We start from the raw sequence: 25,419 nt of genomic DNA, 5'->3' as shown, positions 1-25,419 counted from the left end.
CACTAGTTTATTTATTTATCTACAAAGCGCTTCGCAATATCATTTACACTGAATAAAATCGATAGAAAAACCGTTTTATGATAGAACCTCACTTAACAACGGAGGTTTTATTATGCGTCAACAAGGATTTTCACTTATCGAAATAATGGTGGTCATTGCAATAATATCTATACTTGGTGTTATTGCTATACCTAGTTATCAAAGTTATATGCAAAAAGCGGCAATGACCGATGTCCTTCAAACCATTTTACCATACAAAAATAGCGTTGAAATATGCCACTTTAACTTTGGTAGCCTATCTCAATGCGACAGTGGGAATGATAACATTCCAAATAATGTATCAGGGAAACACATCAAAACTATTGATGTAAAAGCAGGTGTTATAAAACTAAGTGGAGATAAAACGTTATCAGACCTTAATATATCCCTAACACCTATTCCTACAATAAATAACACATCATTTAAATGGAGTGTTGTTTGCGAAATAAAAAACAACGCTAATTTAAAATCTTTGTGTGAAAAAACGTTTAGTTTTTAATTAAGGATAATTATGAACATAACGAAAGATAATCAATTTATATATAAAGAACTTAAAAAACTATGCGATAAACACTATATTATTATCGTAGATTACAACCATAAGCGATTATCTATCGCCACGGTTAAAAAACCTGATGATAACCTTATGGCGACTCTAAAATTTATTGCTAGTGTTCCTGTTTGCTATGATATCTGGCCTAAAGAGAAAGTTGACCATTATTTCAATAGTGCAATACATCAAATCAAAGAGGAGGCTGTACCTTATCAACCTAAAGAAGCGGAGCCATCAAATATAACTTCTCCAGCTGTTGATTTTGTTGAAAATTTACTTAAAACTGCGATTCATAAACGTTCATCAGATATTCACCTTGAGCCATCCAAGCAAGGCTTAAAGATTAGGATCCGTGTTGACGGAAAGCTTTACTTTCTTCCTTCAGCCCCCTACGAAATTAACAATGAAATCATTGCGCGCCTAAAAATACTTTCCAAAATGAATATTGCGGAAAAAAGACGCCCACAAGATGGACAAATGAATTGGTATTTTGATGGGCAAAATTACAGCATACGCCTTTCTAGTATCCCCACCTTATATGGTGAAAAACTCGTATTAAGAATTCTTAGTACTCAATTAAAATATTCATTAGAGCACATAGGGATGTGCTCTTCCCTTCTAGACTCATTAAAAAGACACTTAAATCAGCCTCAAGGCCTAATTTTAGTCACAGGGCCTACAGGCAGTGGCAAAACGGTGACTTTATATAGTGCCTTAGAATTTCTAAATCAATCTTCTCGGAATATTTCAACAATAGAAGACCCCATTGAAATACCCTTGCAAGGAATCAACCAAATACAGGTTCATGAAAAATCCGAGCTTAGTTTTGCTTTTATTCTTAGGGCACTATTACGCCAAGATCCTGATATTATTATGGTTGGTGAAATAAGGGATGAAGAAACAGCCAAAATTGCTACTCGTGCAGCACAAACGGGCCATTTAGTTTTATCAACTCTTCATACCAATTGCACTGTAAGTGCTATAGAACGTATGGTCCAGTTAGGTGTAGAAAAAAAACAGCTAATGTCTTGTTTAAAAATGGTAATAGCTCAAAGGCTCGTACGTAAACTATGCCCTAAATGTAAAATATCTACGCCATCAAAAACTCAGCTAAATAAAGTGTTAACGATTAATGAGTGGAAGGCTAATGGATGTGAGCATTGCTTTTCTGGCTTTATGGGAAGAACCGCTGTTTATGAGTATATTGATCAACAAATAATTCAAAATTTACAGGAGCAGCAAAGTCCTAACATTGTATGCTTTGAACGCCTTTTTCAAGCGGGTATCAAACTCATTGAATCAGGGGAAACAACGTTACAAGAAATTTATGCCATTGTTGGCAACGGGGGGAATTGAAATGTTCATTTATTCTTATGTTGCACTCAATACTCACAATCAGATAATTGAAGATACTTTATTGGCCAAAAGTAAAAAAAGTGCATTTATTATTATTACTGAAAAAAACCTTATTCCATTAAAAATCAAGATTAAAGCAATTTTTAATTTAAACCGTAGCTGTATTAACTATCGAATACATTTTTTTCACCAGCTTGCTGTCTTAACTTCATCTGGGATAACGCTAATACAAAGTTTAAAAATACTTTCAGAAAATTGCCACCTTCCTTTTTGGCGTGATTTTATTAAAAATTTAATCCAGTACATCGAAAAAGGAGAGCTTTTTTCTGATTTTTTAAAAGATTATCAGCAAATTTTTAGCAGCACCATTATTAGCCTTGTCATTGTTGCAGAAAAAACGGGTAAATATGACGAAAATTTCAATACGATTAGTTTTATGTTAGAACATAATGATAAAGTATCCGTATTGTTCAAAAAAGCAATACGTTATCCGCTCACTCTCTGCCTATTCTCAGGTATGTTACTGTATATTATGTTTTTGTATGTCATCCCTCAATTTAAAGATATTTATGATAGTTTTCAACAAGAGCTACCGCTACTAACACAAGTCATGCTTTACATATCTGATTTTGTAAAAAAACAATCCATATATTTTTTATTAATTATTTTTGTTATTTTCATATTCACTCTCAGAGTGAAAAAAAACCATCGTTTTCCCTTACAGAGAGTTTTAATCCAACTACCCATATTTAAAAATTTAATCTCATATCATTATCTAAGCTTATATTTCCTAACAATATCATCTACATATAAAATCGGCCTTCCACTGATTGATTGTTTAAACTGTACAATAAAAACAATCAATAATGACCAATACAAAAAGGATTGTGAAAACATTCTCTCTTCTGTTCTTAAAGGTGAGACGCTCTCAAATGCAATGAAAAAAACTATTTTATTTCCAAGCTTAGCCATCCAATTAATCGCTATTGCCGAAGAGTCAGGAAAACTTCACTATTTCACAAGCTATCTATTTAAGTACTACTCAGAAAAGTACATGCTTTATATAGATAAAAAAATGAAAAATTTAGAACCTGTTCTTCTTGTATTTATTTCACTCTTAATTGGTATAATTATGCTTGCCATGTATCTTCCGATATTTAATTTAGGGAATGTTATCACTGGGTTATAATTTTCAGATAATATCCACCCCGTATTATTAACATACTCTAACCATATAAAATCATGTTATATAAGTATTTTTAACTATATCCATTCATATTAACTTGAATGAAGACAAACGGATAATTTCAGTGTAATCTATTTTTATTTTCAATAAGTGAATGAAAAATTTTATGTCTTATATAGTTGCTTTAACAGGCGGAATTGGAAGTGGTAAGACGACAATTGCAAACGAGTTTGCAAAATTTGGTGTTCCTATCGTCGATGCTGATGTAATAGCTCGCCAGGTTGTGGAACCAAATACCCCTGCTATTGATGCTATTAGATCACACTTTGGCAAAGAGATTGTCTCTTTAGACGGCGCGCTAAATAGAGGCCTTTTAAGAGAAATTATTTTTTCAGATCCTAACGAAAAAAGATGGCTAAATGCCCTACTTCACCCCTTAATTCAGAAAGAGACTCAAAAACAGCTCCACCAAAACAATTATCCTTATGTGTTATGGGTTGTTCCTTTATTAATTGAAAACAATATTTCTCATTTAGCAAATAGGGTATTAGTCGTTGATGTTACCCCTGAAGAACAAATTCAACGTACAATAAAAAGAGATAATATAAGTCTCGAACAAGTTAAAAATATATTAAAAGCACAAGTTAGTCGCGAAAAACGATTATCTTATGCTGATGATGTTATTACAAACCATACTAATGACACCAGCATTCAAGACAAGGTAGCAAATCTTCACAATCAATATTTGACTTTAGCAAAAATAAAAACATAGGAATTAAAATGGGCGAACTAGCAGCTACAAATTTTATCACTTATGAATATCCAATGAATGAAAAGATCCGTTCTTGGTTGCGCCTTGAAACTCTTTTGTCTCAAATTTATGAGCTCAGTAATATCACCTCCTACTCTTCTGGTATCGCATTTTTTCGTTCAGTCTCAGAACTTATTGAAATTCTAGATAGAGGCGAAGTTCGCTCAGACCTCATCAAAGAACTTGAAAAACAACGCACTCGTTTATCAAATTGGGCTAGCGACCCTAATGCAGACAAACAGCTAATTAATTCATTACTCACTGATTTAACAGATAAAATATCTCGTTTAATGTCTGCACCTCGCTTTGGACACCATTTACGAACAGATAAAATTATTAGCATGGTTCGACAACGACTCAGCATTCCAGGTGGCTGTTGTAGCTTTGATTTACCTACATTACAATTATGGCTAAATATCCCACAAAGTGAGCGTGATAAAGCTATCAGCAGTTGGCTCCAAAGTCTCGACCCACTTAATGATGCTTTAAAAACAGTATTGTCGTTAATTCGCCAAGCTGGAACTTTTGAAAGCAAAGAATCTTATAATGGCTTTTACCAAGATAGCGTCGAAGGCAAAGAATTGCTACGTATAAAATTGCCCGCAGAAAACTTTATTTATCCACAAATTTCAGGCCATAAAACACGCTTTGCTTTACGCTTCCTGCATATCGATAGCGAGAATGGTATACTCCCTGATATGATCCGTTTTGAATTATCTTGCTGTTAAAGTAGAGAAATGTTTTATGAGTGAAATTATTGAAGTTAACTGCCCAACGTGTCAAAAAGTTGTGATCTGGAATGAAAATAGCCCTTTTAGGCCTTTTTGCAGTAAACGCTGCCAACTCATTGATCTTGGTGAATGGGCGAGCGAAGAGAAACGCATTGCAAGCCAAAGCGACATCTCTGAAAGTGATGATTGGAGTGAGCAACCAGATAACTAACTTCATATTTATATAAAGTGGAAAGTATAAACTCTGTTTAAATTTGTATCTTTTCCACTTTATTTTCAACGCATTAAAAATTCTTACTGTGTAAGCATCTCAACAATAATACGGTTTGCAGGTGGGAATTCACCCGCAACTAATGTTTTCTGCTCGACCCAACGTGAATCTTGCCCCTCTTTTCCGTAAGGCTCATTATCCCACGCAGACACGATAAAGAAATAAAGCGTAATTATTCTATCTTCGAACTCATGATCTACACGGTGAAACTGTTCATATTCAGTGACAATAATCCCAACTTCCTCCTCAAGTTCACGAATTAATGCAACTTCAGGTAGCTCCCCTTTCTCTAATTTCCCCCCTGGAAACTCCCAAAAACCCGCCATGTGAGTCCCTTCAGGGCGTTTAGTAATAAAAATGTGTTGCTGTGAATTACGAATAACCCCAGCGGCAATATGCAGATGTTTTTTTTCCATAATCTTTTCGTCAAAAAGGCGGGTTACCCCGCCTATTATTTAGTTATTAATGAATTAAAGCTCGGTTAGTTTAAGCGGCCATGGCATTGTTTATATTTCTTACCTGAGCCGCAAGGACATGGGTCATTACGGCCAATTTTATGGCCTTCTGTTGCCATTTTCGCTTCAGTTTCCGTCATTAAAGACTCAGCGCCCGTTTCATGGCTTAGTTGCTGCCTTTTCGCTAAACGTTCTGCTTCTTCACGGCGTTGCTGCTCTAACGCTTCAACCTCTTCTGGTAAACGAACTTGAACCTTAGATAACGTGCTGATCACTTCATATTTTAAAGCTTCAAGCATATTGGCAAACATGCTGAAAGATTCACGTTTATATTCTTGTTTTGGATCTTTTTGCGCGTAACCACGTAAATGAATACCTTGACGTAAGTAATCCATTGAAGCCAAATGCTCTTTCCATAAGGTATCTAATGTTTGCAACATGACACCTTTTTCGAAGTTACGCATCGCTTCTGCGCCAACAATTTCCTCTTTACGTGCATAGATTTCAACCGCTTTTTGCATGATACGTTCACGTAGAGTTTCTTCATGCAGTTCAGGTTCTTTATCCAGCCACTCTTTCATTGGCAGATCAAGGTCAAAATCATTAACTAAACGCTGATGTAAACCCTCGATATCCCACATTTCCTCTAATGATTGAGGTGGAATGTAAGCATCCATCGTGGTGGTAAATACATCTTCACGAATACTATCAACCGTTTCTTTAATATCGCCGCCGTCGAGCAATTCATTACGCTGAGTATAAATAGCACGGCGTTGATCACTCGCAACATCATCATATTCAAGTAATTGCTTACGAATATCAAAGTTACGACTTTCAACTTTACGTTGTGCGTTAGCAATCGCTTTAGTGACCCATGGGTGCTCAATCGCTTCTCCCGGTTTCATACCGAGTTTCTTCATCATACCTGTAACACGGTCAGAGGCGAAGATACGCATCAGAGCATCTTCCATCGATAAATAGAAACGTGAAGAACCCGCATCCCCCTGACGACCCGCACGACCACGTAACTGGTTATCAATACGGCGTGATTCATGGCGTTCTGTACCGATGATATGTAAACCACCCGCAGCTAAAACCGCATCATGGCGCACTTTCCAATTTGCTTTAATTTCATCAATTTGCTCTTGCGTTGGCTCTTCTAACGCAGCAACTTCCGTCTGCCAGCTACCCCCTAACATGATATCCGTACCACGACCTGCCATGTTAGTTGCAATAGTAACTGCACCTGCTTGGCCCGCATTTGCGATGATATCTGCTTCCATTGCGTGGAATTTCGCATTCAAAACGTTATGGTTAATTTTGGCTTTTTTCAGCGCATTTGAGATAAGTTCTGATTTCTCGATGGAAATTGTACCAACCAGAACAGGCTGACCATTTGATGTTCTTTCACGGATATCTTCAATAATTGCCGTAAATTTATCTGCTTCGTTCATGTAAACGAGGTCTGGTAAGTCTTTACGTACCATTGGACGGTTCGTTGGAATAACAATAGTGTCTAGCTTATAAATTGAACTAAATTCAAACGCTTCAGTATCGGCGGTACCGGTCATACCTGCCAGTTTTTCGTATAAACGGAAATAGTTCTGGAATGTAATCGACGCTAAAGTTTGGTTCTCATTTTGAATTTCAACGCCTTCTTTAGCTTCAACCGCTTGGTGTAAGCCATCTGACCAGCGACGCCCTTCCATTGTACGACCTGTATGTTCGTCAACAATAACGATTTGGCCATCTTTAACAATGTAGTCAACATCTAAGGTGAACAACGCATGCGCACGTAAACCTGCCATTACGTGGTGCATAAGCATAATGTTTGCTGGTGAATATAACGATTCACCTTCATCCATTAAGCCTTCTTTCGCCAGAAGCTCTTCAATTAATACCAGACCGCGTTCGGTGATAGTGACTTGGCGTGATTTTTCATCAACTGAGAAATGTCCTTCACCTTGGAACGTATCAGAGTCTTCTTTTTCTTGGCGTTGCAAATGTGGAATCAGCTTATCCACTTTTTGGTAAAGTTCTGAGCTGTCTTCTGCAGGGCCCGAAATGATCAATGGAGTACGCGCTTCATCGATAAGGATTGAGTCGACCTCATCCACTAATGCATAGTGAAGTTTACGCTGCACACGTTCTTCAGGGCTGAACGCCATGTTGTCACGTAAGTAGTCGAAACCAAATTCGTTGTTAGTACCATAAGTAATATCTGCAGCGTAAGCTTCACGTTTCGCAGGCGGTGCCATTCCCGGTAAGTTAATACCAACCGTTAAACCTAAAAATTCAAATAATGGGCGGTTATTTTCCGCATCACGTTTTGCTAAGTAGTCGTTCACCGTTACGACATGGACGCCTTTGCCAGTTAACGCATTAATATAAGCTGGCAATGTCGCGGTTAATGTTTTACCTTCACCTGTACGCATTTCTGCGATACAACGTTCGTTCAGTACCATCCCACCAATTAACTGCACATCAAAATGACGCATACCAAAAACGCGGCGACTGGCTTCACGCACCGTCGCAAATGCTTCTGGAATAATGCTTTCTAGGCTTTCGCCTTTGGCTAAACGCTCGCGAAATTCAACTGTTTTGGCTTTTAACTCATCGTCTGATAACTTTTCAAAATCAGGCTCTAAACGGTTAATTTTTTCCACTTCTTTGCGCAGTCTACGCAGAGTACGATCATTACGGCTACCAAATACTTTGGTCAAAATTTTAGTTAACATACTTTTAATCTCATTAAATCAATAAGTTATTTTATTCTTTCATAAATTTTAAGGTGCAGATTTTTCGACATTAAGCCGATAAATCCATTGAGAGATCAAGCAGTTAACGGGCCGGCACGAATGCCATGAACTAGTGCAACCCAAATTGCAGGTTGGTAGGTAATAAAGTGAGGGTAAATATAATGACTGACTAGCACTGTACTTTCATGCGTTTGAAGCGAACGCTCTGCCAACATGGCATAAAGCGTGTCTAGCATCAACTGTGGTGCAATAAGCTGTTCAGATTCTTCTTTTGTAGTCGCTACGTCATCATCTTCATTTGCAGAAAAAGCAAAGGTGAGCTGGCGAATAACATTGCGCACCGCATGTTGCTGCCAATAATTAACCGAGTATGATGATGAGGAAGAAGAACGCTGAGAATTTTGCTGCGCAAACAAGTTATCGAAGGCATTAACCGCTTGGTTTTGGCGGTTTGCAGGTGATGAGCTAACTTGCGTAAGCTGAGATTCAGAAAGAGCATTTAAAATTGTAGGCAAGCCGACACCTGTGGCAACCACACCTAATAGTAGGTGGGACCAAAAGTATTTTCTACCGAGTTGTCGCCAAAAATTTAAAATGCCCATTAAACTCTTATATAATGAATACGTGACAATATTATTATCTATACATTAGTTTTCATCATTGTTAGCCGGAGCCACAAATGAGAGATAGTCATCCACAAGCACTTTTCGATGTTCTTGAGGGATCATTGGCAAATTCATCAAATACTTTACAAACTATTCAGCGAAATGCAAAAGCTATTATCAAGCTGAATCGCGCTGTAAAGGGCTTGTTGCCGGCTGAAATTAAGCCAATGTGCCGTGTTGCAAACTACCGTAATAATATTATGGTCATTGAAGTAGCAAATGCCAGTTGGATGACCCGCCTTAATTACGAAAAATTAAACCTACTTTCCGCACTAAGAACTTCTATTCTACCATCATTATCGTCTATCGACATCAGAATCAATCCCGATTTAATGCGAAAACCTAAACAAAATAGTTCACTAACTAACCGAACAGTCGCATCAACACAAAAAATGAACGAAAGACAAATAAGCACACAAACAGCACAAGCATTATTGAAATTGGCAGAAAATAGCCCGAAAGGATTAAAAGAAAGATTTGAGCGGCTGGCTGCACTAGCCGGAGAGAGTACTAGTGCAACCAACAGAAAGCGCTAACCCAGATTTGGGCTAGCCGCATAATAGTTATGCGTATACAGCTGAAGGCGCTTTGAATGCCACAGGCAATTCAGCTTCATCTTCAAAGGTGACCAGATCCCAAGCTGATTCTTTAGCAAGAACCGCTTGCAGAAGTTTGTTATTCAGTGCATGGCCAGATTTGAACGCAGTGAATGCGCCAATAATATTGTGCCCACACATAAATAAGTCACCAATTGCATCTAACATTTTGTGACGAACGAACTCATCTTCAAAACGTAAGCCATCTTCATTGAGGACTTTATAGTCATCAACAACGATAGCGCAGTCGAAACTACCGCCTAAGCATAAGCCTTGGGATTGCAGATATTCGATATCACGCATAAAACCAAACGTACGTGCACGGCTGATTTGGTTCACAAATGATTCCGCAGAGAAATCAAGTGAATAGCGCTGAGTGCTGCTATCAATCGCCGGGTGTTGGAAATCGATAGTGAAATCCAGACTGAAACCATTATAAGGTCTCATTTCTGCCCACTTATCGCCATCTTCTACACGAACAGTTTCTTTAATACGTAAAAATTTCTTCGCACAATTTAATTCTTCAATACCGCCATCTAGCAGTAAGAAAACAAACGGTGCAGCACTGCCATCCATGATCGGGATTTCAGGCGCATTGACTTCAATAACAATGTTATCGATACCTAACCCTGCTAATGCAGCATTCAAGTGCTCAACAGTTGAAATACGTACGTTATCTTCATTGACTAAGCAAGTACATAACATGGTATCACGAACTGATTTCGCATCTGCCGGAAAATCAACCGGTGGATTAAGGTCAGTACGACGGTAGATGACCCCGGTATTTGCCGGCGCTGGACGTAAAGTCAGCGTAACTTTTTTGCCGGTATGTAAACCAACACCAGTCGCTGTAATAATACGTTTTAATGTCCGTTGTTTGATCATCGTCTATTTCTCGCAATGTTATAAGTCCTACTGATCATCATACAAGATAATCAGTAGGAAATTTTAGCACAAAAAGCGGAGAATCCAATATAAATAAAATTAATCGGCCTGCTTACGCAAGAACGCAGGAATATCGAGATAATCTGGTTCTTTGTTTGTTTGCGTATTTTGGTCATTGACCACTTTAGCCGCTGCTGGTTTCTCTTCGGTTAATGAAGACATGCTATTTTGCATTTGCTGATAGCGTTGCTCCATTGACGCTTGCTGTGACATTTTGTTGCTAACTAAGGTAATTTCAGGACGTTTGTCCATACCAATACCTGTTGCAACAACGGTAACACGCAGCTCTTCGTGCATTTCTGGGTCGAGAGAAGTACCGATTACCACAGTCGCATTATCAGATGCGAATGCACGGATAGTGTTACCTACCGTTTCAAACTCATCCAAACGCAGGTCGAAACCAGCCGTGATGTTGACTAACACACCACGAGCGCCTGACAGGTCGATGTCTTCCAGTAATGGGCTAGAAATTGCCATTTCAGCAGCTTCTTCGGCTCTATCTTCACCGCGTGCCACACCAGACCCCATCATCGCGTAGCCCATTTCTGACATAACAGTACGCACGTCAGCAAAGTCCACGTTCATTAAACCTGGGCGAGTAATCAGCTCTGCGATACCTTGTACTGCGCCTTTAAGCACGTCGTTTGCCGCACCAAAAGCATCCAGTAATGAGATACCACGACCAAGAACTTTTAATAATTTGTCATTTGGGATAGTGATCAATGAGTCAACATGTTTTGATAACTCAGTGATACCTGCTTCTGCAAATGCCATCCGTTTTTTGCCTTCAAAATTGAAAGGCTTAGTCACGACCGCAACTGTCAGAATACCCAATTCTTTAGCCACCTCGGCAACGACCGGAGCCGCACCAGTGCCTGTACCACCGCCCATACCTGCAGCGATGAAGACCATGTCCGCGCCATCTAATGCATTACGCAGCGCTTCGCGATCTTCTTCTGCGGCATTGCGGCCGACTTCAGGATTTGCACCTGCACCCAGACCTTTTGTAATACCGGTACCGATCTGGATAGTTTGTCCAACTGCGGTTTTACGCAGTGCCTGTGCGTCCGTGTTGACGGCGAAAAACTCAACGCCTTCAATACGTTCACGCACCATGTGTTCAACGGCATTACCGCCGCCGCCACCAACGCCGATGACTTTAATCACCGCATCGTTAGTTAGCTCCATTGGTTCAAACATAATGTCTCTCCGTTTTGTGCTTACTACTTTCGAAGCTAATAATAAGCTTCTTTATTAAAATTAGAATTCTTTTCTCAACCAGCTGGTAATTTTACTAAACCAACCTGTGACTGAGGCACGCTTTTCTGTCTCGGTATCATCGCCAAGATGGCTTTCTTTACCGTAATGCAGAAGCCCTACTGCGGTAGAATAATATGGCTCCTGCGCGTAATCTGTTAACCCTGTAATATTTAGCGGAGTGCCGATTCTTACTTGGGTGTGGAACACTTTCTGCGCACATTCAACTAAACCGTCAATCTGTGCGGCACCGCCTGTTAAGACAATACCTGCCGCTAAATGGTGTTTGACACCTTGTTGACGTAACTGTTCCTGTAAATTTAAAATTTCTTCATTTACTAAGTTTAACAGCTCAGTATACCGCGGCTCGATGACTTCTGCTAAGGTTTGACGCTGTAAACTTCTTGGTGGTCGACCACCGACGCTCGGCACTTCTACCGTTTCGTCTTTACTGACAATCGAACCAACTGCGCAACCATGACGTACTTTAATGGCTTCGGCATCACTTGGTGGTGTGCCGAAAGCATATGCAATATCGCTGGTAACGACATTCCCTGCATAAGGGATCACTTTCGTGTGGCGTAACGCTCCGCCAGTATAAACGGCCATATCCATGGTACCACCACCGATATCAACCACACACACGCCTAGTTCACGTTCATCTTCGGTTAATACGCTATAACTTGCTGCGAGACCAGCAAAAATTAGCTGGTCAACTTTCAATCCACAACGCTCAACGGCTTTAACAATATTTTTCGCCATATCATTATGGCAAGTAATCAAATGAACTTTTGCTTGCATGCGCACACCCGACAAACCAACTGGGTTTTTAATCCCTTCTTGGTAGTCGATGGCAAATTCTTGCGGGATCACATGCAGAATTCGATGTTCATCACGAACACGCACTGATTTCGCCGTATGTACCACGCTATCAACATCTTCTTGCGTCACCTCTTCTTCAGAAACTGGCACCATACCAATTTCATTTTGGCAGCTCACGTGCTTACCTGAAAGTGCCAGATAGACAGAGGAAATTTGGCAATCTGCCATCAGCTCTGCTTGGTCGATAGCTCTTTGAACACATTTTACGACAGACTCTAAGTCGTTTACGCCGCCTTTATCCATTCCACGAGATGGACAACTTCCCACCCCGATAATATTAACCATACCATCGGGCAGAATTTCGCCAACAAGGGCCGATACCTTGGAAGTTCCAATTTCAAGGCCTACCACTAATTTTCTGTCCGTTGCTTTAATCATTTCTTCTGCCTAATTTGAGTTATTAGCAATATTTTTTATTGTAACCCCGGTGGTGCATCGACCAAAACTGGTGCCCAGCCCACCGCAGCACCACTGGTATAACGTAAGTCAACATAGTCAACTCGTTTGTCCGTTGTTTGCTGCAAGAGCGGGTAAAGTTCAAGGAACCGATTTAACCGCTCTGAAACATCTTTTTTGCCAAGTTCGATTCGAGTGTCATTATCCAAAATGATTTGCCACGCATGGCGAGCGGTCATTGATAACGATTTAAGCTTTAACTTATTTGCCGCAAGCGTGTTTTTAAAGTTGGCTAACTCTTTCAGTACCTCTTTTTGGCTACCTTGCGGGCCATAAAGCAAGACATAATCCCCTTTACCATTTTCGCTTGCAGGTAAGTTAAACACCCTACCTTCTCCATCCACCATATTTTGGTCGTTCCATCTGGCGAATGGTTGATACTCAACAATATGAATCTTTAATTCATCTGGCCATTGTTTGCGCACAGTAACTTGGCGTATCCATGGCATCATACTTATTTGATTTTGGATAGCATTGACATCGACTGTCATAAACGTACCCGGTTGCCCTAATGATAAAATCGCCTTTCTAACATCGTCGTTCTTGGTGTAATGCCGCTCACCCGTTAGGACAAGCTTTGACATCGGTAACCTGTCAGCATCTTTCATCCACGTCATCACCATCCAACCGCTCCAAACGATGGTGCCAACAACGATGAGAAAGAAGAACAACCCACCTAAAAATGCCCCATTACTTGGGCCAGAACGTGGGTCATCATCGTTGTGATGATTATGATGATGCCTGACGTTTAACGCTGCTTGTGACATATCAACGAGCCAATTCTAAAATTCGCACAACTAACTGCGAAAAATCTAAGCCTGCCTGACGCGCGGCCATTGGCACTAAGCTGTGACTTGTCATACCCGGCGACGTATTCACTTCTAACAAGTAAAACTGGCCATCGCTGTCTTGCATCACATCAACACGCCCCCATCCATCACAACCAACCACTAAATAAGCGTTCATCGCTAATTCGGCAAGCTCAGACTCACGTTGTGCATCTAAACCACTTGGGCAGAAATATTGTGTCTCATCAGACAAATATTTTGCTTCGTAATCATAAAATATGCCCGGTGGCTGGATACGAATCGACGGTAGCGTTTTATCACCTAACACTGCGATGGTGAATTCAGGGCCACTGAGCCATTTTTCAACTAATACGGTTTCGTCGAAACGAAACGCTAATTCAAGTGCCGCAGGCAACGCATCTAAGCTGTCAACCTTACTCATGCCAACACTCGAACCTTCTAAACTGGGTTTGACAATTAATGGTAAACCCAGTGTGTTAACTTTTGCAGTGATTTGTTCACGGCTCATCTGCAAATGTTGCTGTTTAGTTAAGTATATATAAGGAGATACACTTAGTCCCGCACCTTGCCATAATTGTTTTGTTCTGAGTTTATCCATACTCAGCGCCGATGCCATCACACCACTTCCTGTGTAAGGCAAACCAAGGTATTCAAGCATTCCTTGAATTGTACCATCTTCACCGCCACGACCATGCAGTGCGATGAAAACTTTATCAAAACCAGCTTCTTTTAGTCTAATAACAGGGAAATCTTTGGTATCAATAGGATGCGCATCAACCCCGCCTTGGCGAAGCCCTGCCAGCACGGCATTTCCTGACTGAAGTGAGACTTCACGTTCAGCTGATGTCCCACCAAATAGCACCGCAATTTTCTCTGCCATGTTTATTCCTCGACCATCGGCGGCTGTAATTTCGTTTCCGCGAGTGTTTTGGCTATTTTACCAATATTTCCTGCGCCTTGAACTAAAATTAAATCATTTTCATCAAGAGTTTGAGCTAAAAGGTAAGAAATTTGTTCCGGTTCTGAAACATAAATCGGATCAATCTGACCACGACCACGAATTGTGCGGCATAATGAGCGGCTATCAGCCCCTGCAACATGCTTTTCACCCGCTGAATACACATCCAGCATCAATAACACATCCACTTGCCCCAATACGTTGACAAAGTCATCGTATAAATCACGGGTACGTGTATAACGATGTGGTTGGAAAATCATCACAATACGTTTATCCGGCCAACCTGCTCTCGCCGCTTTAATGGTGGCATCCACTTCAGTTGGGTGATGACCATAGTCATCCACTAACATGACCTCACCATCTTTGCCGTTAACATTGCGTAATGCAAAATTACCCAAGAAATCAAAACGGCGACCAGTGCCTTGGAATTCCACCAACGCAGACAAAATGTGTAAATCATCAATGCCTTCTTCCGTCGCAACCGCAACTGCGGCAGTGGCGTTTAGTGCATTATGGCGACCCGGCGCGTTCAACACGACCGTCAATTCCGGCATATTTTCACGGGCAATAGTGAAAAAGCCTTGGTTACCCTTTTGTTCATATTTGGTGATACGCACATCGGCGTCTTCACTGAAACCATAAGTGGTGATGTAACGGCCAATCTTTGGTAGCAATGAACGGATAACAGGGTCATCAATGCACATCACTGCACGGCCATAGAATGGTAAGTTATGCAGGAAATTAATGAACGTGTCCGTTAAATTATCAAAGTTACCTTGGTAAGTGTCCATATGGTCAGCTTCGATATTGGTCACGACTGCCACCAATGGCTGCAAATGCAAGAACGATGCATCGCTTTCATCCGCTTCCGCAATCAGATAACGGCTGCTACCCAAGCGAGCGTGTGTGCCCGCTGATTTCACTAACCCACCGTTAACAAACGTTGGGTCTAAACCTGCTTGTGCATAAATACCTGAAATCATTGCAGTCGTAGTGGTTTTACCGTGCGTTCCCGCAACAGCAATACCATGGCGGTAACGCATGAGTTCAGCCAACATTTCTGCACGACGAATAACTGGAATACGGAGTTCTTTCGCCGCTTGAATTTCAGGGTTTTCACTAGAAATCGCCGTTGAAACGACAACTACACTGGCATTCTCAACATTTTCCGGACGGTGATTAAAATAAATCGTTGCACCTAATTCGGTTAATTGTTGAGTCACAGCATTGGGCGCCAAGTCTGAACCACTAATTTCATAGCCTTCATTTGCCAACACTTCAGCGATACCACCCATGCCAGCACCACCGATGCCGACAAAATGGATGTGCCTGACTCTTCTCATTTCTGGCACTGATGTTCTTAATTTCGCTAATTGTTGTGTATTCACTCTGTTTTCGCTTCTTTATAAATTCGTATCAAATGTGACTAAAGCTATTTAGCCACTTCGCAAATCACGGCGGCAACACGCTCGGTTGCATCACTAATTGCACAATCATGGGCTTTTTCAGCCATCGACAACAATTCTGCTCTATCCCACTGCTCCAGCAAGCTTGCTACCGCTTCTGCGGTAAATTGTGGCTGCTCTAAGATCTTCGCGGCGCCCGCTTTTTCCAGTGGTAATGCGTTCCAATATTGTTGACGGTCTTTGTGCTGAAAAGGCACAAAAATAGCAGGTAAACCTGCAGCTGCAACTTCACTGACGGTTAATGCGCCAGAACGGCATACAACAATATCTGCCCAAGCATAAGCTTGCGCCATATCGTCAATAAATTCAGTAACTTTATACTCAGAATTGCCTGAAACTTGCAGCTGTTCATTATACAACGCTTCCGTGGATTCCTTACTGCCTTTTCCCGCTTGGTGCCAGATATTTAACTGTTTGCCTACTTTTGCAGCAACTTGAGGCATCACTTGGTTTAAAATCCGGGCGCCTTGGCTACCACCGACAACTAACACGCGTATCGAGCCTTCTCGCCCTGCTAAGCGAACCGCAGGCGCAGGAAGTGCCAACACATCTTCACGAACCGGGTTACCAACGACAGGGGCATCAGGGAAAGCCCCCGGAAACGCCTGTAAAACCCGTTTTGCAATACGTGATAACCATTTGTTCGTCAAACCCGCGATGCCATTTTGCTCATGCAGAACAACGGGGACACCACACTGCCATGCTGCAATACCACCGGGGCCTGAAACATACCCGCCCATGCCTAATACGGCATCGGGCTGATAACGCTTGATGATTGTTTTCGCTTGTCGTATCGCTTTATAAATACGCAATGGTGCGCCTAATTGTGCGGCAATGCCTTTGCCTCTTAAACCTGAAATCTGAATAAACTCAATGTCTATGCCATGTTTTGGCACTAAGGTCGCTTCCATTCTATCCGCAGTACCTAACCAGCGAATTTCCCAGCCCTGAGCCTGCAAATAATGCGCCACAGCGAGTCCCGGAAAGACGTGCCCTCCTGTTCCACCTGCCATGACGAGTAATTTTTTGGGCTGACTCATTTGGTACTCCTTACAAACGCCTGCGCTTTTTCTAGGCGTGTTTCAAAATCAATTCGCAGTAATACCGCTATCGCTGCGGCCATCACTAATAAACTGGAACCACCGTAACTAATTAGGGGTAACGTTAACCCTTTCGTTGGCAGCATACCGGATGCTGCACCAACGTTAACCAAGGCTTGGAAGGTAAACCAAATGCCGATTGAGCAGGCCATATAGCCGCCAAATAATTGGTTAGACATCAGTGCCCGACGACCAATCATCATCGCCCTAAATGCCAACATGAATACCATCAACAGTACTAATACAACTCCGACATAGCCTAGCTCTTCCGCTAACACGGAGAAAATAAAGTCAGTGTGCGCTTCAGGGAGGTATTCCAGTTTTTGAACGGAATTTCCTAACCCTTGCCCTAACATTTCACCACGGCCAAATGCCATTAACGATTGTGTTAACTGGTAACCACTACCAAATGGGTCATCCCACGGGTTCAAAAACGAGGTTACGCGGCGCAAACGGTAAGGCTCAAACCAGATCAGCGCTAATACTCCCACCGCACAGGTGACAATACCGATAATAAACGGCGCTAACCTTGCGCCAGCTAAAAACAATAAACCTAATGTGGTGACGACTAATACAATGACCGTCCCTAAGTCTGGCTGTAAAAGCAGTAATGACGCCATCACAATCAAAATACACATCGGTTTGATAAACCCGAGGAAGCGAGTGCGAACTTCTTCCGACTTGCGTACTAAATAACTGGACACATAGCAAAACAGGGTGAATTTAGATATTTCAGCGGGCTGAATTTTCACTAGCCCGACATCAATCCAACGAGATGCCCCGTTGACTGAGCTTCCCGCGACTAACACCACCACTAACATGCCCAATGAACCCATCAGAAATAGGAAATTATACTTTTCCCAAAAGGCCATTGGGATGCGCATAACCGTTAATGATAAGGCGAAAGCAATCACCAGATAGACCATGTCGCGTTTTGCAAAGTAAAACGGGTCTTCTGTCAAACGCTGCCCAACAGGCATCGAAGCAGAAGTTACCATAATGAAGCCGATAGCCGCTAAACCGAATGCCAACCATACCAATGTACGGTCGTACAGCGTTGAGCCTGAAATCACGCCATTTTTTTCGCCAATGACCCAATTTTTTAAACGCATCGCACCCGGTATGGTCATTACCCAAGCTCCTTCGCTAATTGAGCAAAAACAGCGCCACGCTGCTCAAAGTTTTTAAACTGATCTAAACTGGCACAAGCTGGGGAGAGCAACACCATATCCCCTGCTTTTAATTGCGGTGCAATTTGACGTAAGCTTTGTTCCATGGTGTCAGTTAATACTGATTTTTCAGGGGCTAAAGCGGCTAATGATTTACCATCACGGCCAAAGCAATATAAGTGGTAATTATCCGCAGCAATATATTGTTTTAACGATGAAAAATCAGCCGACTTGCCATCACCGCCTAACAATAAATAAACTGAGCCGTCAACATGCAGCCCATTCAGTGCCGCTTCGGTACTACCCACATTGGTGGCTTTAGAGTCATTAATCCAACGTACTCCATTGTTAAATAACACCAATTCAAAACGGTGTGCTAACCCAGCGTAGGTTTTCAACACCTCAATACAAGCAGGTCTTGGGATATTCACTGCATCAGCAAGGGCTAACGCTGCCAGTGCGTTCAAATAGTTATGTTGCCCTGTCAGGTGCATCTCATTGACATCTAACAGTGTTTCTCCGTTAACCACCAGCACACGATTTTTCGTGTCAAAGCAATATTCTCCACTGTTCACCCCAAAACCAATACATTCATCAGCTGATTGGTTTTCAGGTAGTGTTAACGCATCTTGCCTATTCACGATGCAATTTTGTGCACCCTGATAAATTTTTAATTTCGCGCTACGGTATTGTGCTAAGCCCAGTGGATATCTGTCCATATGGTCTTCGCTAATATTCAGTACCGTTGCTGCTGCCGCTTTTAGGCTTGATGTGGTTTCGAGTTGAAAACTGGAGAGCTCTAAAACGTACAATGCATGGCCTGAATTGAGTAAAGACAGCGCTGGTGTGCCAATATTGCCACCCACACCGACAGAAATCCCTGCCGCGCTCGCCATCTCCCCCACTAATGAGGTGACTGTGCTTTTTCCGTTTGACCCCGTAATTGCCACAATCGGCGCATCCGCTTCACGGCAAAACAGCTCGATATCACCAACAATTTCAATACCGTTTTGCGCAGCTTGCTGCAATTGTGGAGTCGCTAACGCAATCCCCGGACTTGCAACAATCAAATCCGCTTCTTGAAGCCATGTGTTGTTCAAACTTCCGCTATGGCACTGCACATTTTCAGGCAGTTTATCCACACCCGGAGGTGTTGCACGGGTATCCATCACGCGAGGCACGACACCACGCTCAATGAAAAATTGAACGCAAGATAGGCCTGTAACTCCCAGACCTATAATGACAACGTTCTTACCCTGATAATCGACCATATTAACGCACCTTCAACGTTGCCAGCCCAATCAGCACTAGCATCAAGGAGATAATCCAGAAACGCACGATAACACGAGGTTCTGGCCAGCCTTTCAATTCATAATGGTGGTGAATTGGTGCCATACGGAAGATCCGTTGACCGCGTAATTTAAACGAACCAACCTGTAAAATAACGGACAAGGTTTCAACCACAAACACCCCGCCCATAATCACTAATAAGAACTCTTGGCGCAGTAACACAGCGATAGTCCCCAGAGCACCACCGAGCGCCAGTGACCCCACATCCCCCATGAAAACTTGTGCTGGGTATGTGTTAAACCAAAGGAAGCCTAAACCTGCCCCGACAATAGCGGTACAGACAATCACTAATTCACCTGCGTGTGGTAAAAATGGAATATGCAGGTAGCCCGCAAAATTGACGTTACCTGTCGCCCATGCCACTAACGCAAAACCTGCCGCCACAAATACGGTTGGCATGATGGCTAAACCATCAAGACCGTCAGTTAAGTTCACGGCGTTACTGGTACCGACAATCACAAAATAGGTCAGTAAAATATATAACATGCCCAGTTGTGGCATCACGTCTTTAAAAAATGGCACCACCAGTTGGGTCGCAGGCGTGTCTTTCCCAATCGCATACATGGAAAATGCCACGACTAAAGCGATAACAGACTGCCAAAAATATTTCCAACGGGCGATTAAGCCACGTGTGTCTTTTCTCACCACTTTGCGGTAATCGTCCACAAAGCCCACGATACCGTAGCCAATTAGCACCAGTAATACGCACCAAACATAAGGATTATCTAAGCGCGCCCACAGTAAGACAGATACGGTGATTGAAAACAGGATTAATAAACCGCCCATGGTAGGCGTGCCACGCTTACTAAAGTGTGACTCAGGCCCTTCACTACGGACGACTTGGCCAATCTGCATTTTTTGCAGGTAAGCAATCAGGTGCGGCCCCATCCATAAGGCAATCGCAAGTGCAGTTAGCAAACCGACAATGGCTCTGAACGTCAGGTATGAAAAGACGTTCAAGACGGAAAACTTGTGGACCAACATTTCGGCAAGCCAGACTAACATTCGAAGCACTCCTTCAATGCATTCACCACATCTTCCATCTCGGAGCTGCGTGAACCTTTAACTAAAATAGAAACAACATCATTCTGCTGTGCTAGCGGAATTAGTCGGGTTAATAAATCGCTTTTCACTGTAAAGTGCTCACCACACTCACTAAATTCGCTGATCAACTCACTCAGTTGGCCAACGCTGAATACTTTATCTAAGCCCGCCTGTTTAGCCGCAACGCCAACACGTTGGTGGCACTCTTCGGCGTAATCGCCAAGCTCGCCCATATCACCGACAACTAAAATGCGGTAACCCGGCATTTTTTCCAGTACGTGAATGGCGGCAATCATGGAACCATCATTGGCATTGTAAGTGTCGTCTAACACCACTTTGTGTTCCGTTAAGCGAACAGGGAACAAACGCCCCGGCACCGCTTTGGTATTTGCTAAGCCATTTTTGATATCGTCGAGGCTTGCTCCCACCGAAATGGCTAATGCACTCGCGGCTAACACGTTGGCAATATTATGTACGCCCGGCAGTGGTAACGTAATGTCAACGCGACCTACTGGCGTATGTAACACAAAGTCCGTTGTTAGCTGCTTGATTTGAATATCTGTTGGATAAAAATCGGCTTTAGGCTGCTGTGTTAATGAGTAATACCACACGGTTTGTCGCGGTTGGAATTGCCATTTTTCACTGTAGCTATCCAAGTTGACAATAGCCGTCCCTTCTTCTGGGATACCTTGGTAAATCTCACCTTTTGCTTTAGCGACACCCTCTGGCGAACCAAACCCCGCTAAGTGTGCACCAAATAAATTGTTCACTAATGCGGTTTCAGGCTTCACGATATTGGTGGTATAGGCGATTTCATTTGGGTGGTTAGCCCCCATTTCAATCACGGCGAAATCATATTCTGGCGTTAAGCGAAACAACGTTAATGGCACGCCAATATCGTTATTTAAGTTGCCTGCGGTATACAAAGTCTTACCACGCTCAGCCAAAATAGAGGCAGTCATTTCTTTTACAGACGTTTTACCCGATGAGCCGGTTAACCCAACAATGCGAGCACTCACTTGCTGGCGAACCCATGCTGCCAGTTGCCCCATTGCAATACGAGTGTCTTCCACAACTACTTGCGGACAATTTACGGCTAATTTATGGTCGACTAACAACGCTTTTGCGCCATCAACCACCACTTGCTCAACAAAATCATGAGCATCAAAGCGTTCGCCTTTAAGGGCGATAAACAAACATTTTTCGCCTATTTTACGGCTATCAGTGCTCACGTTTTCAATCACGAATTCGCTATTAGGTGCAGACTCAATCTGCCCTGATGTGATTTTTGCGAGCTGTGCGAGGGTTAATGAAATCATGCGATCACCCCCAATAACCGAGCCACCGTTAAGCGGTCTGAGTAATCTAATTTACGGTTACCAATAATTTGGTAATCTTCGTGGCCTTTACCGGCAAGGACAATCACATCATCGGGTGAAGCTTGTAAAATCGTATTGGTAACCGCTTCAGGGCGACCTGGGATGGCTAATGCACGACTTGAATCTAATAAGCCCGCCATGATGTCGTTGATAATATCAATTGGGTCTTCGCTGCGTGGGTTATCGTCAGTGATCACGATTTTATCAGCCCACTCTTCCGCGGCGGCTCCCATAAGGGGGCGCTTACCTTTGTCACGGTCACCACCACAGCCAAATACGCACCAAAGTTGCCCTTTACAATGTAAACGAGCCGCCGCAAGGGCTTTTTCTAATGCGTCAGGTGTATGCGCATAGTCGACAACAACCGTTGGTTTATTCGGTGCACTAAAAACTTCCATTCGACCACAAACGGGGGAAAGGGAAGAGGTCGATGCTAATAATTGTTCGAGTGGATAATCCATCATTAACAATGTCGCCATAGCAACTAATAAGTTACTGACGTTAAACGCTCCCATCAACGGGCTTTCAAATGTGCCTTTGCCCCACGTGGAGTCAAAATAAATGGTGGCACCCTTGTCGTGGTATTCCACTTCAGTAGCTTTTAACCATGGCCCTTGCCAGTTTGCGGGGATACGGTTTTCCATCGTGACTGCACACGCTTGCGGTAAGTGCTGTAACCATTTCAGCCCAACGTCATCATCTGCATTAATAATTTGATTTTTGGTTTGATGCGTCGAGAACAGGAGCCATTTTGCTGCTTCGTAATTCTCCATATCACCATGATAATCAAGGTGATCACGGCTTAGATTGGTGAACACAGCGGCTTCAAATTGTAAAGCTGCCACGCGCCCTTGCACTAAACCATGGGAAGACACTTCCATCGCCGTCAACGTGGCTTTTTTATCTAAGAGTTGTGTGAGTTCAAGTTGAATATCCACCGCCGAGCCCGTGGTATTTTCTGTCGGTGAAACTTGCCCTAGCAGGCCATTCCCAACCGTGCCCATCACCGCACTTGTCTCGCCAAGGCCTTTCGCCCACTGAGCAATCAGTTGGGTTGTTGTCGTTTTACCGTTCGTTCCTGTGACGCCCACTAATTTCATTTTGGCTGAAGGCTGGTCATAAAACTCACCCGCCAGTGCCGATAAACGGTTGTTTAAGTCATTGAGATAAATCACTGGCACGCCGTGAACAAAGCGAATCTCGCCTTCTTCCGCTTCACCTTGGGCCTCAGCGATCACCGCACCAACCCCTTGAGCAATCGCTTGAGGAATATAGTGTCGACCATCCGACTGATGGCCTTTTATAGCAATAAACAGATCACCCGCGGCAGCCTTTCGACTGTCTAGCGTCATCTCACGCAGTGAGATAGGAGTTGTGCTTACACCAAATGGTGCAAGGAGATCACAAAGATTACGATCTGCCACTTTTAACCTCTTTTTGACTGTTCACAATTTCATTTTTATCGTTAGGCTGTAATGCATCTGGCTCAACATTCATCAGTCGTAAGACACCGCCCATAATTGAACCAAACACAGGAGCAGAAACTGCCCCCCCGTAGTACTTACCACCGCTCGGCTCGTTGATCAGGACAACAAGCGCATAACGTGGATTACTGGCTGGCGCGACTCCCGCTGCATAAGCGAGGTATTTATCAACGTAGCGCCCTTCAGGGCCGACTTTTTTCGCGGTCCCGGTTTTAATTGCAATTCGGTAACCTTTAATCGCTGCACGTGCACCGCCGCCGCCGGGCAGTGCCACGCTTTCCATCATATGCACCACCGTACGCATAATTGGCTCTGGGAAAACACGCGTTCCCGGCACTGGTGGGTCAACTTTAGTGATAGACAGCGGCCTGTAGATACCAAAACTACCGATTGTTGCGTAGGCTCGCGCTAATTGTAACGGTGTTACCATTTGCCCATAGCCAAAAGAAAAGGTGGCCCTATCTAAATCAGACCACCGTGTTTTTTTACTTGGAAAGATGCCACTACTTTCCCCGACTAACCCCAGATTAGTCGGCTTGCCAAACCCAAAGCGGCTATACACATCCACCAGCTCTGTGGCAGGCATCGCTAACGCCAGTTTAGAAACACCCACGTTACTCGACTTCTGTAAAATCCCAGTAATTGTTAACTCCGCATAGCGTGCAACGTCTTTAATTTCATGGCCACTAATGCGATATGGATAGGTATTAATCACTGAGTTTTCTTTAACAATTTTGTTGTGCAGCGCGCTCATCACTACCATCGGTTTTACCGTTGAACCTGGTTCAAAAATATCGGTAATTGCACGGTTACGCATGGCATCCATTGCGGTACCAGCAAGGTTATTTGGGTTATAAGATGGACTATTTGCCATCGCCAAAATTTCCCCTGTGTGCACATCCACTAAAATCGCCACGCCTGATTCCGCTTTATTTTCTTGTACGCCACGGGTCAGCTCGCGGTAAACAATCGATTGAATACGTTCATCGATGCTCAACGTGAGGTTATGTGCCGCTTGGCTATCGACTGACGAAATCGTTTCGATGACTCGACCATTGCGGTCTTTACGAACAGTACGCTCCCCTGGAGCGCCTTTTAACCAACGGTCAAAACTCTTTTCAACCCCTTCAATTCCTTCACCATCAATATTTGTCACACCTAACAAGTGCGCGGTGACAGGGCCAGAAGGGTAATAACGGCGGGATTCTTTACGCAGGTAGATACCCGGGATTTTTAATTTTTTAACGTAGTCACCGATAGACGGGTTAACTTGGCGCGCTAAATACACAAAACGGCCACGCGGGTTGGCCGATATTTTGTTGGTAATTTGTTCGAGAGGAATTTCGAGTGCGTCTGCAAGGGCTTTCCAGTGCTCATCATTGCTAATCCCGCCTTTCTCAAACACTTCTTTTGGATCAGCCCAAATTGCGTTGACGGGGACACTAACCGCAAGCTGCCGACCTTCACGGTCGCTAATCATACCGCGCGCCGTCGCAACTTCCTGAACACGTAAAGAACGTAAATCGCCCTCTTTGACTAACTTTTCAGGGGCGATGATTTGTAAGTAGGCGACGCGGGTTAATAACCCTGCTAGCGCCAAGACAATGCACCCACACAGCAAAATAAAGCGCCAGCGGACAAAGCTGGTACCTTCTTCTTGTTTCTTATTTTTTGCTGTTTTTGGTGCTTTCATTGGGA

The 25,419-nt window shown here is 43.0% G+C and carries 23 protein-coding genes; 7 read left to right on the top strand and 16 right to left on the bottom strand.

The window, feature by feature from the left end:
• Positions 1 to 112: 112 nt before the first annotated feature.
• The 6 genes from ppdD to yacG all read left to right on the top strand — a co-directional run bounded on the left by ppdD (position 113) and on the right by yacG (position 4,887).
• Positions 113 to 538: a prepilin peptidase-dependent pilin gene (gene ppdD, locus ABWP91_RS08990; protein WP_353242979.1), complete on the top strand. Its 426-nt coding sequence runs from the start codon at positions 113 to 115 to the stop codon at positions 536 to 538.
• 12 nt (positions 539 to 550) lie between these two features.
• Positions 551 to 1,948, top strand: coding sequence for an ATPase, T2SS/T4P/T4SS family (locus ABWP91_RS08985; RefSeq protein WP_353242978.1), 1,398 nt, complete (start codon positions 551 to 553; stop codon positions 1,946 to 1,948).
• The gene (locus ABWP91_RS08980; RefSeq protein ID WP_353242977.1) at positions 1,920 to 3,137 is read left to right on the top strand and encodes a type II secretion system F family protein; all 1,218 of its coding nucleotides are present in this window, start codon (positions 1,920 to 1,922) and stop codon (positions 3,135 to 3,137) included. Before ABWP91_RS08985 ends, ABWP91_RS08980 begins: the two co-directional genes overlap by 29 nt.
• A gap of 163 nt (positions 3,138 to 3,300) precedes the next feature.
• Complete coding sequence (coaE, locus tag ABWP91_RS08975; protein WP_353242976.1) at positions 3,301 to 3,906, top strand: dephospho-CoA kinase; 606 nt, start codon at positions 3,301 to 3,303, stop codon at positions 3,904 to 3,906.
• An 8-nt stretch (positions 3,907 to 3,914) separates the two neighbouring features.
• The gene (zapD, locus tag ABWP91_RS08970; RefSeq protein ID WP_353242975.1) at positions 3,915 to 4,673 is read left to right on the top strand and encodes a cell division protein ZapD; all 759 of its coding nucleotides are present in this window, start codon (positions 3,915 to 3,917) and stop codon (positions 4,671 to 4,673) included.
• 16 nt (positions 4,674 to 4,689) lie between these two features.
• On the top strand, positions 4,690 to 4,887 hold the full coding sequence (gene yacG / locus ABWP91_RS08965; protein WP_219246536.1) for a DNA gyrase inhibitor YacG: 198 nt from the start codon (positions 4,690 to 4,692) through the stop codon (positions 4,885 to 4,887).
• Positions 4,888 to 4,970: 83 nt separating this feature from the next.
• On the opposite strand, the gene mutT is transcribed toward yacG, so the two are convergent.
• From mutT to secM, 3 genes are all read right to left on the bottom strand, one after another.
• Entirely contained in the window at positions 4,971 to 5,363 is a 393-nt protein-coding gene (mutT, locus tag ABWP91_RS08960; RefSeq protein ID WP_353242974.1) for an 8-oxo-dGTP diphosphatase MutT, read from the bottom strand.
• Positions 5,364 to 5,428: 65 nt separating this feature from the next.
• Complete coding sequence (secA, locus tag ABWP91_RS08955; protein WP_219246532.1) at positions 5,429 to 8,140, bottom strand: preprotein translocase subunit SecA; 2,712 nt, start codon at positions 8,138 to 8,140, stop codon at positions 5,429 to 5,431.
• Between the two features lie 95 nt (positions 8,141 to 8,235).
• On the bottom strand, positions 8,236 to 8,763 hold the full coding sequence (gene secM, locus ABWP91_RS08950; protein WP_353242973.1) for a secA translation cis-regulator SecM: 528 nt from the start codon (positions 8,761 to 8,763) through the stop codon (positions 8,236 to 8,238).
• Between the two features lie 77 nt (positions 8,764 to 8,840).
• Between secM and ABWP91_RS08945 the strand changes: the two genes are divergently transcribed.
• Entirely contained in the window at positions 8,841 to 9,362 is a 522-nt protein-coding gene (locus ABWP91_RS08945) for a DUF721 domain-containing protein (protein WP_273839389.1), read from the top strand.
• Between the two features lie 27 nt (positions 9,363 to 9,389).
• On the opposite strand, the gene lpxC is transcribed toward ABWP91_RS08945, so the two are convergent.
• The 13 genes from lpxC to ftsI all read right to left on the bottom strand — a co-directional run bounded on the left by lpxC (position 9,390) and on the right by ftsI (position 25,414).
• Positions 9,390 to 10,307: a UDP-3-O-acyl-N-acetylglucosamine deacetylase gene (lpxC, locus tag ABWP91_RS08940; protein WP_206082693.1), complete on the bottom strand. Its 918-nt coding sequence runs from the start codon at positions 10,305 to 10,307 to the stop codon at positions 9,390 to 9,392.
• Positions 10,308 to 10,406: 99 nt separating this feature from the next.
• On the bottom strand, positions 10,407 to 11,567 hold the full coding sequence (gene ftsZ, locus ABWP91_RS08935; RefSeq protein WP_353242972.1) for a cell division protein FtsZ: 1,161 nt from the start codon (positions 11,565 to 11,567) through the stop codon (positions 10,407 to 10,409).
• 60 nt (positions 11,568 to 11,627) lie between these two features.
• A complete protein-coding gene (gene ftsA, locus ABWP91_RS08930; RefSeq protein ID WP_225819186.1) occupies positions 11,628 to 12,884 on the bottom strand; it encodes a cell division protein FtsA in 1,257 nt (418 codons plus the stop codon).
• A gap of 35 nt (positions 12,885 to 12,919) precedes the next feature.
• Entirely contained in the window at positions 12,920 to 13,729 is an 810-nt protein-coding gene (ftsQ, locus tag ABWP91_RS08925; protein WP_353242971.1) for a cell division protein FtsQ, read from the bottom strand.
• A 1-nt stretch (position 13,730) separates the two neighbouring features.
• Positions 13,731 to 14,651 carry a D-alanine--D-alanine ligase gene (locus ABWP91_RS08920; protein ID WP_353242970.1) on the bottom strand — a complete coding sequence of 307 codons (921 nt, stop codon included), beginning with the start codon at positions 14,649 to 14,651 and terminating at the stop codon, positions 13,731 to 13,733.
• 2 nt (positions 14,652 to 14,653) lie between these two features.
• The gene (gene murC, locus ABWP91_RS08915) at positions 14,654 to 16,117 is read right to left on the bottom strand and encodes a UDP-N-acetylmuramate--L-alanine ligase (protein ID WP_353242969.1); all 1,464 of its coding nucleotides are present in this window, start codon (positions 16,115 to 16,117) and stop codon (positions 14,654 to 14,656) included.
• A gap of 44 nt (positions 16,118 to 16,161) precedes the next feature.
• Positions 16,162 to 17,235 carry an undecaprenyldiphospho-muramoylpentapeptide beta-N-acetylglucosaminyltransferase gene (gene murG, locus ABWP91_RS08910; protein WP_353242968.1) on the bottom strand — a complete coding sequence of 358 codons (1,074 nt, stop codon included), beginning with the start codon at positions 17,233 to 17,235 and terminating at the stop codon, positions 16,162 to 16,164.
• Positions 17,232 to 18,425, bottom strand: a complete 1,194-nt coding sequence (ftsW, locus tag ABWP91_RS08905; RefSeq protein ID WP_353242967.1) for a cell division protein FtsW — start codon at positions 18,423 to 18,425, stop codon at positions 17,232 to 17,234. The genes murG and ftsW overlap by 4 nt, the downstream gene beginning before the upstream one ends.
• A complete protein-coding gene (murD, locus tag ABWP91_RS08900; protein WP_353242966.1) occupies positions 18,425 to 19,735 on the bottom strand; it encodes a UDP-N-acetylmuramoyl-L-alanine--D-glutamate ligase in 1,311 nt (436 codons plus the stop codon). The genes ftsW and murD overlap by 1 nt, the downstream gene beginning before the upstream one ends.
• Before the next feature lies 1 nt (position 19,736).
• On the bottom strand, positions 19,737 to 20,819 hold the full coding sequence (mraY, locus tag ABWP91_RS08895; protein ID WP_353242965.1) for a phospho-N-acetylmuramoyl-pentapeptide-transferase: 1,083 nt from the start codon (positions 20,817 to 20,819) through the stop codon (positions 19,737 to 19,739).
• Entirely contained in the window at positions 20,813 to 22,177 is a 1,365-nt protein-coding gene (gene murF / locus ABWP91_RS08890) for a UDP-N-acetylmuramoyl-tripeptide--D-alanyl-D-alanine ligase (protein ID WP_353242964.1), read from the bottom strand. The genes mraY and murF overlap by 7 nt, the downstream gene beginning before the upstream one ends.
• Positions 22,174 to 23,661: a UDP-N-acetylmuramoyl-L-alanyl-D-glutamate--2,6-diaminopimelate ligase gene (gene murE / locus ABWP91_RS08885; protein ID WP_353242963.1), complete on the bottom strand. Its 1,488-nt coding sequence runs from the start codon at positions 23,659 to 23,661 to the stop codon at positions 22,174 to 22,176. The genes murF and murE overlap by 4 nt, the downstream gene beginning before the upstream one ends.
• Entirely contained in the window at positions 23,648 to 25,414 is a 1,767-nt protein-coding gene (ftsI, locus tag ABWP91_RS08880) for a peptidoglycan DD-transpeptidase PBP3 (protein ID WP_353242962.1), read from the bottom strand. Before ftsI ends, murE begins: the two co-directional genes overlap by 14 nt.
• Positions 25,415 to 25,419: the final 5 nt, after the last annotated feature.

This window comes from Providencia sp. (assembly GCF_040396775.1).
Lineage (GTDB): Bacteria > Pseudomonadota > Gammaproteobacteria > Enterobacterales > Enterobacteriaceae > Providencia.
Note: the sequence above shows the minus strand (reverse complement) of the source record. Positions and strands in the feature narration are given on the sequence as shown.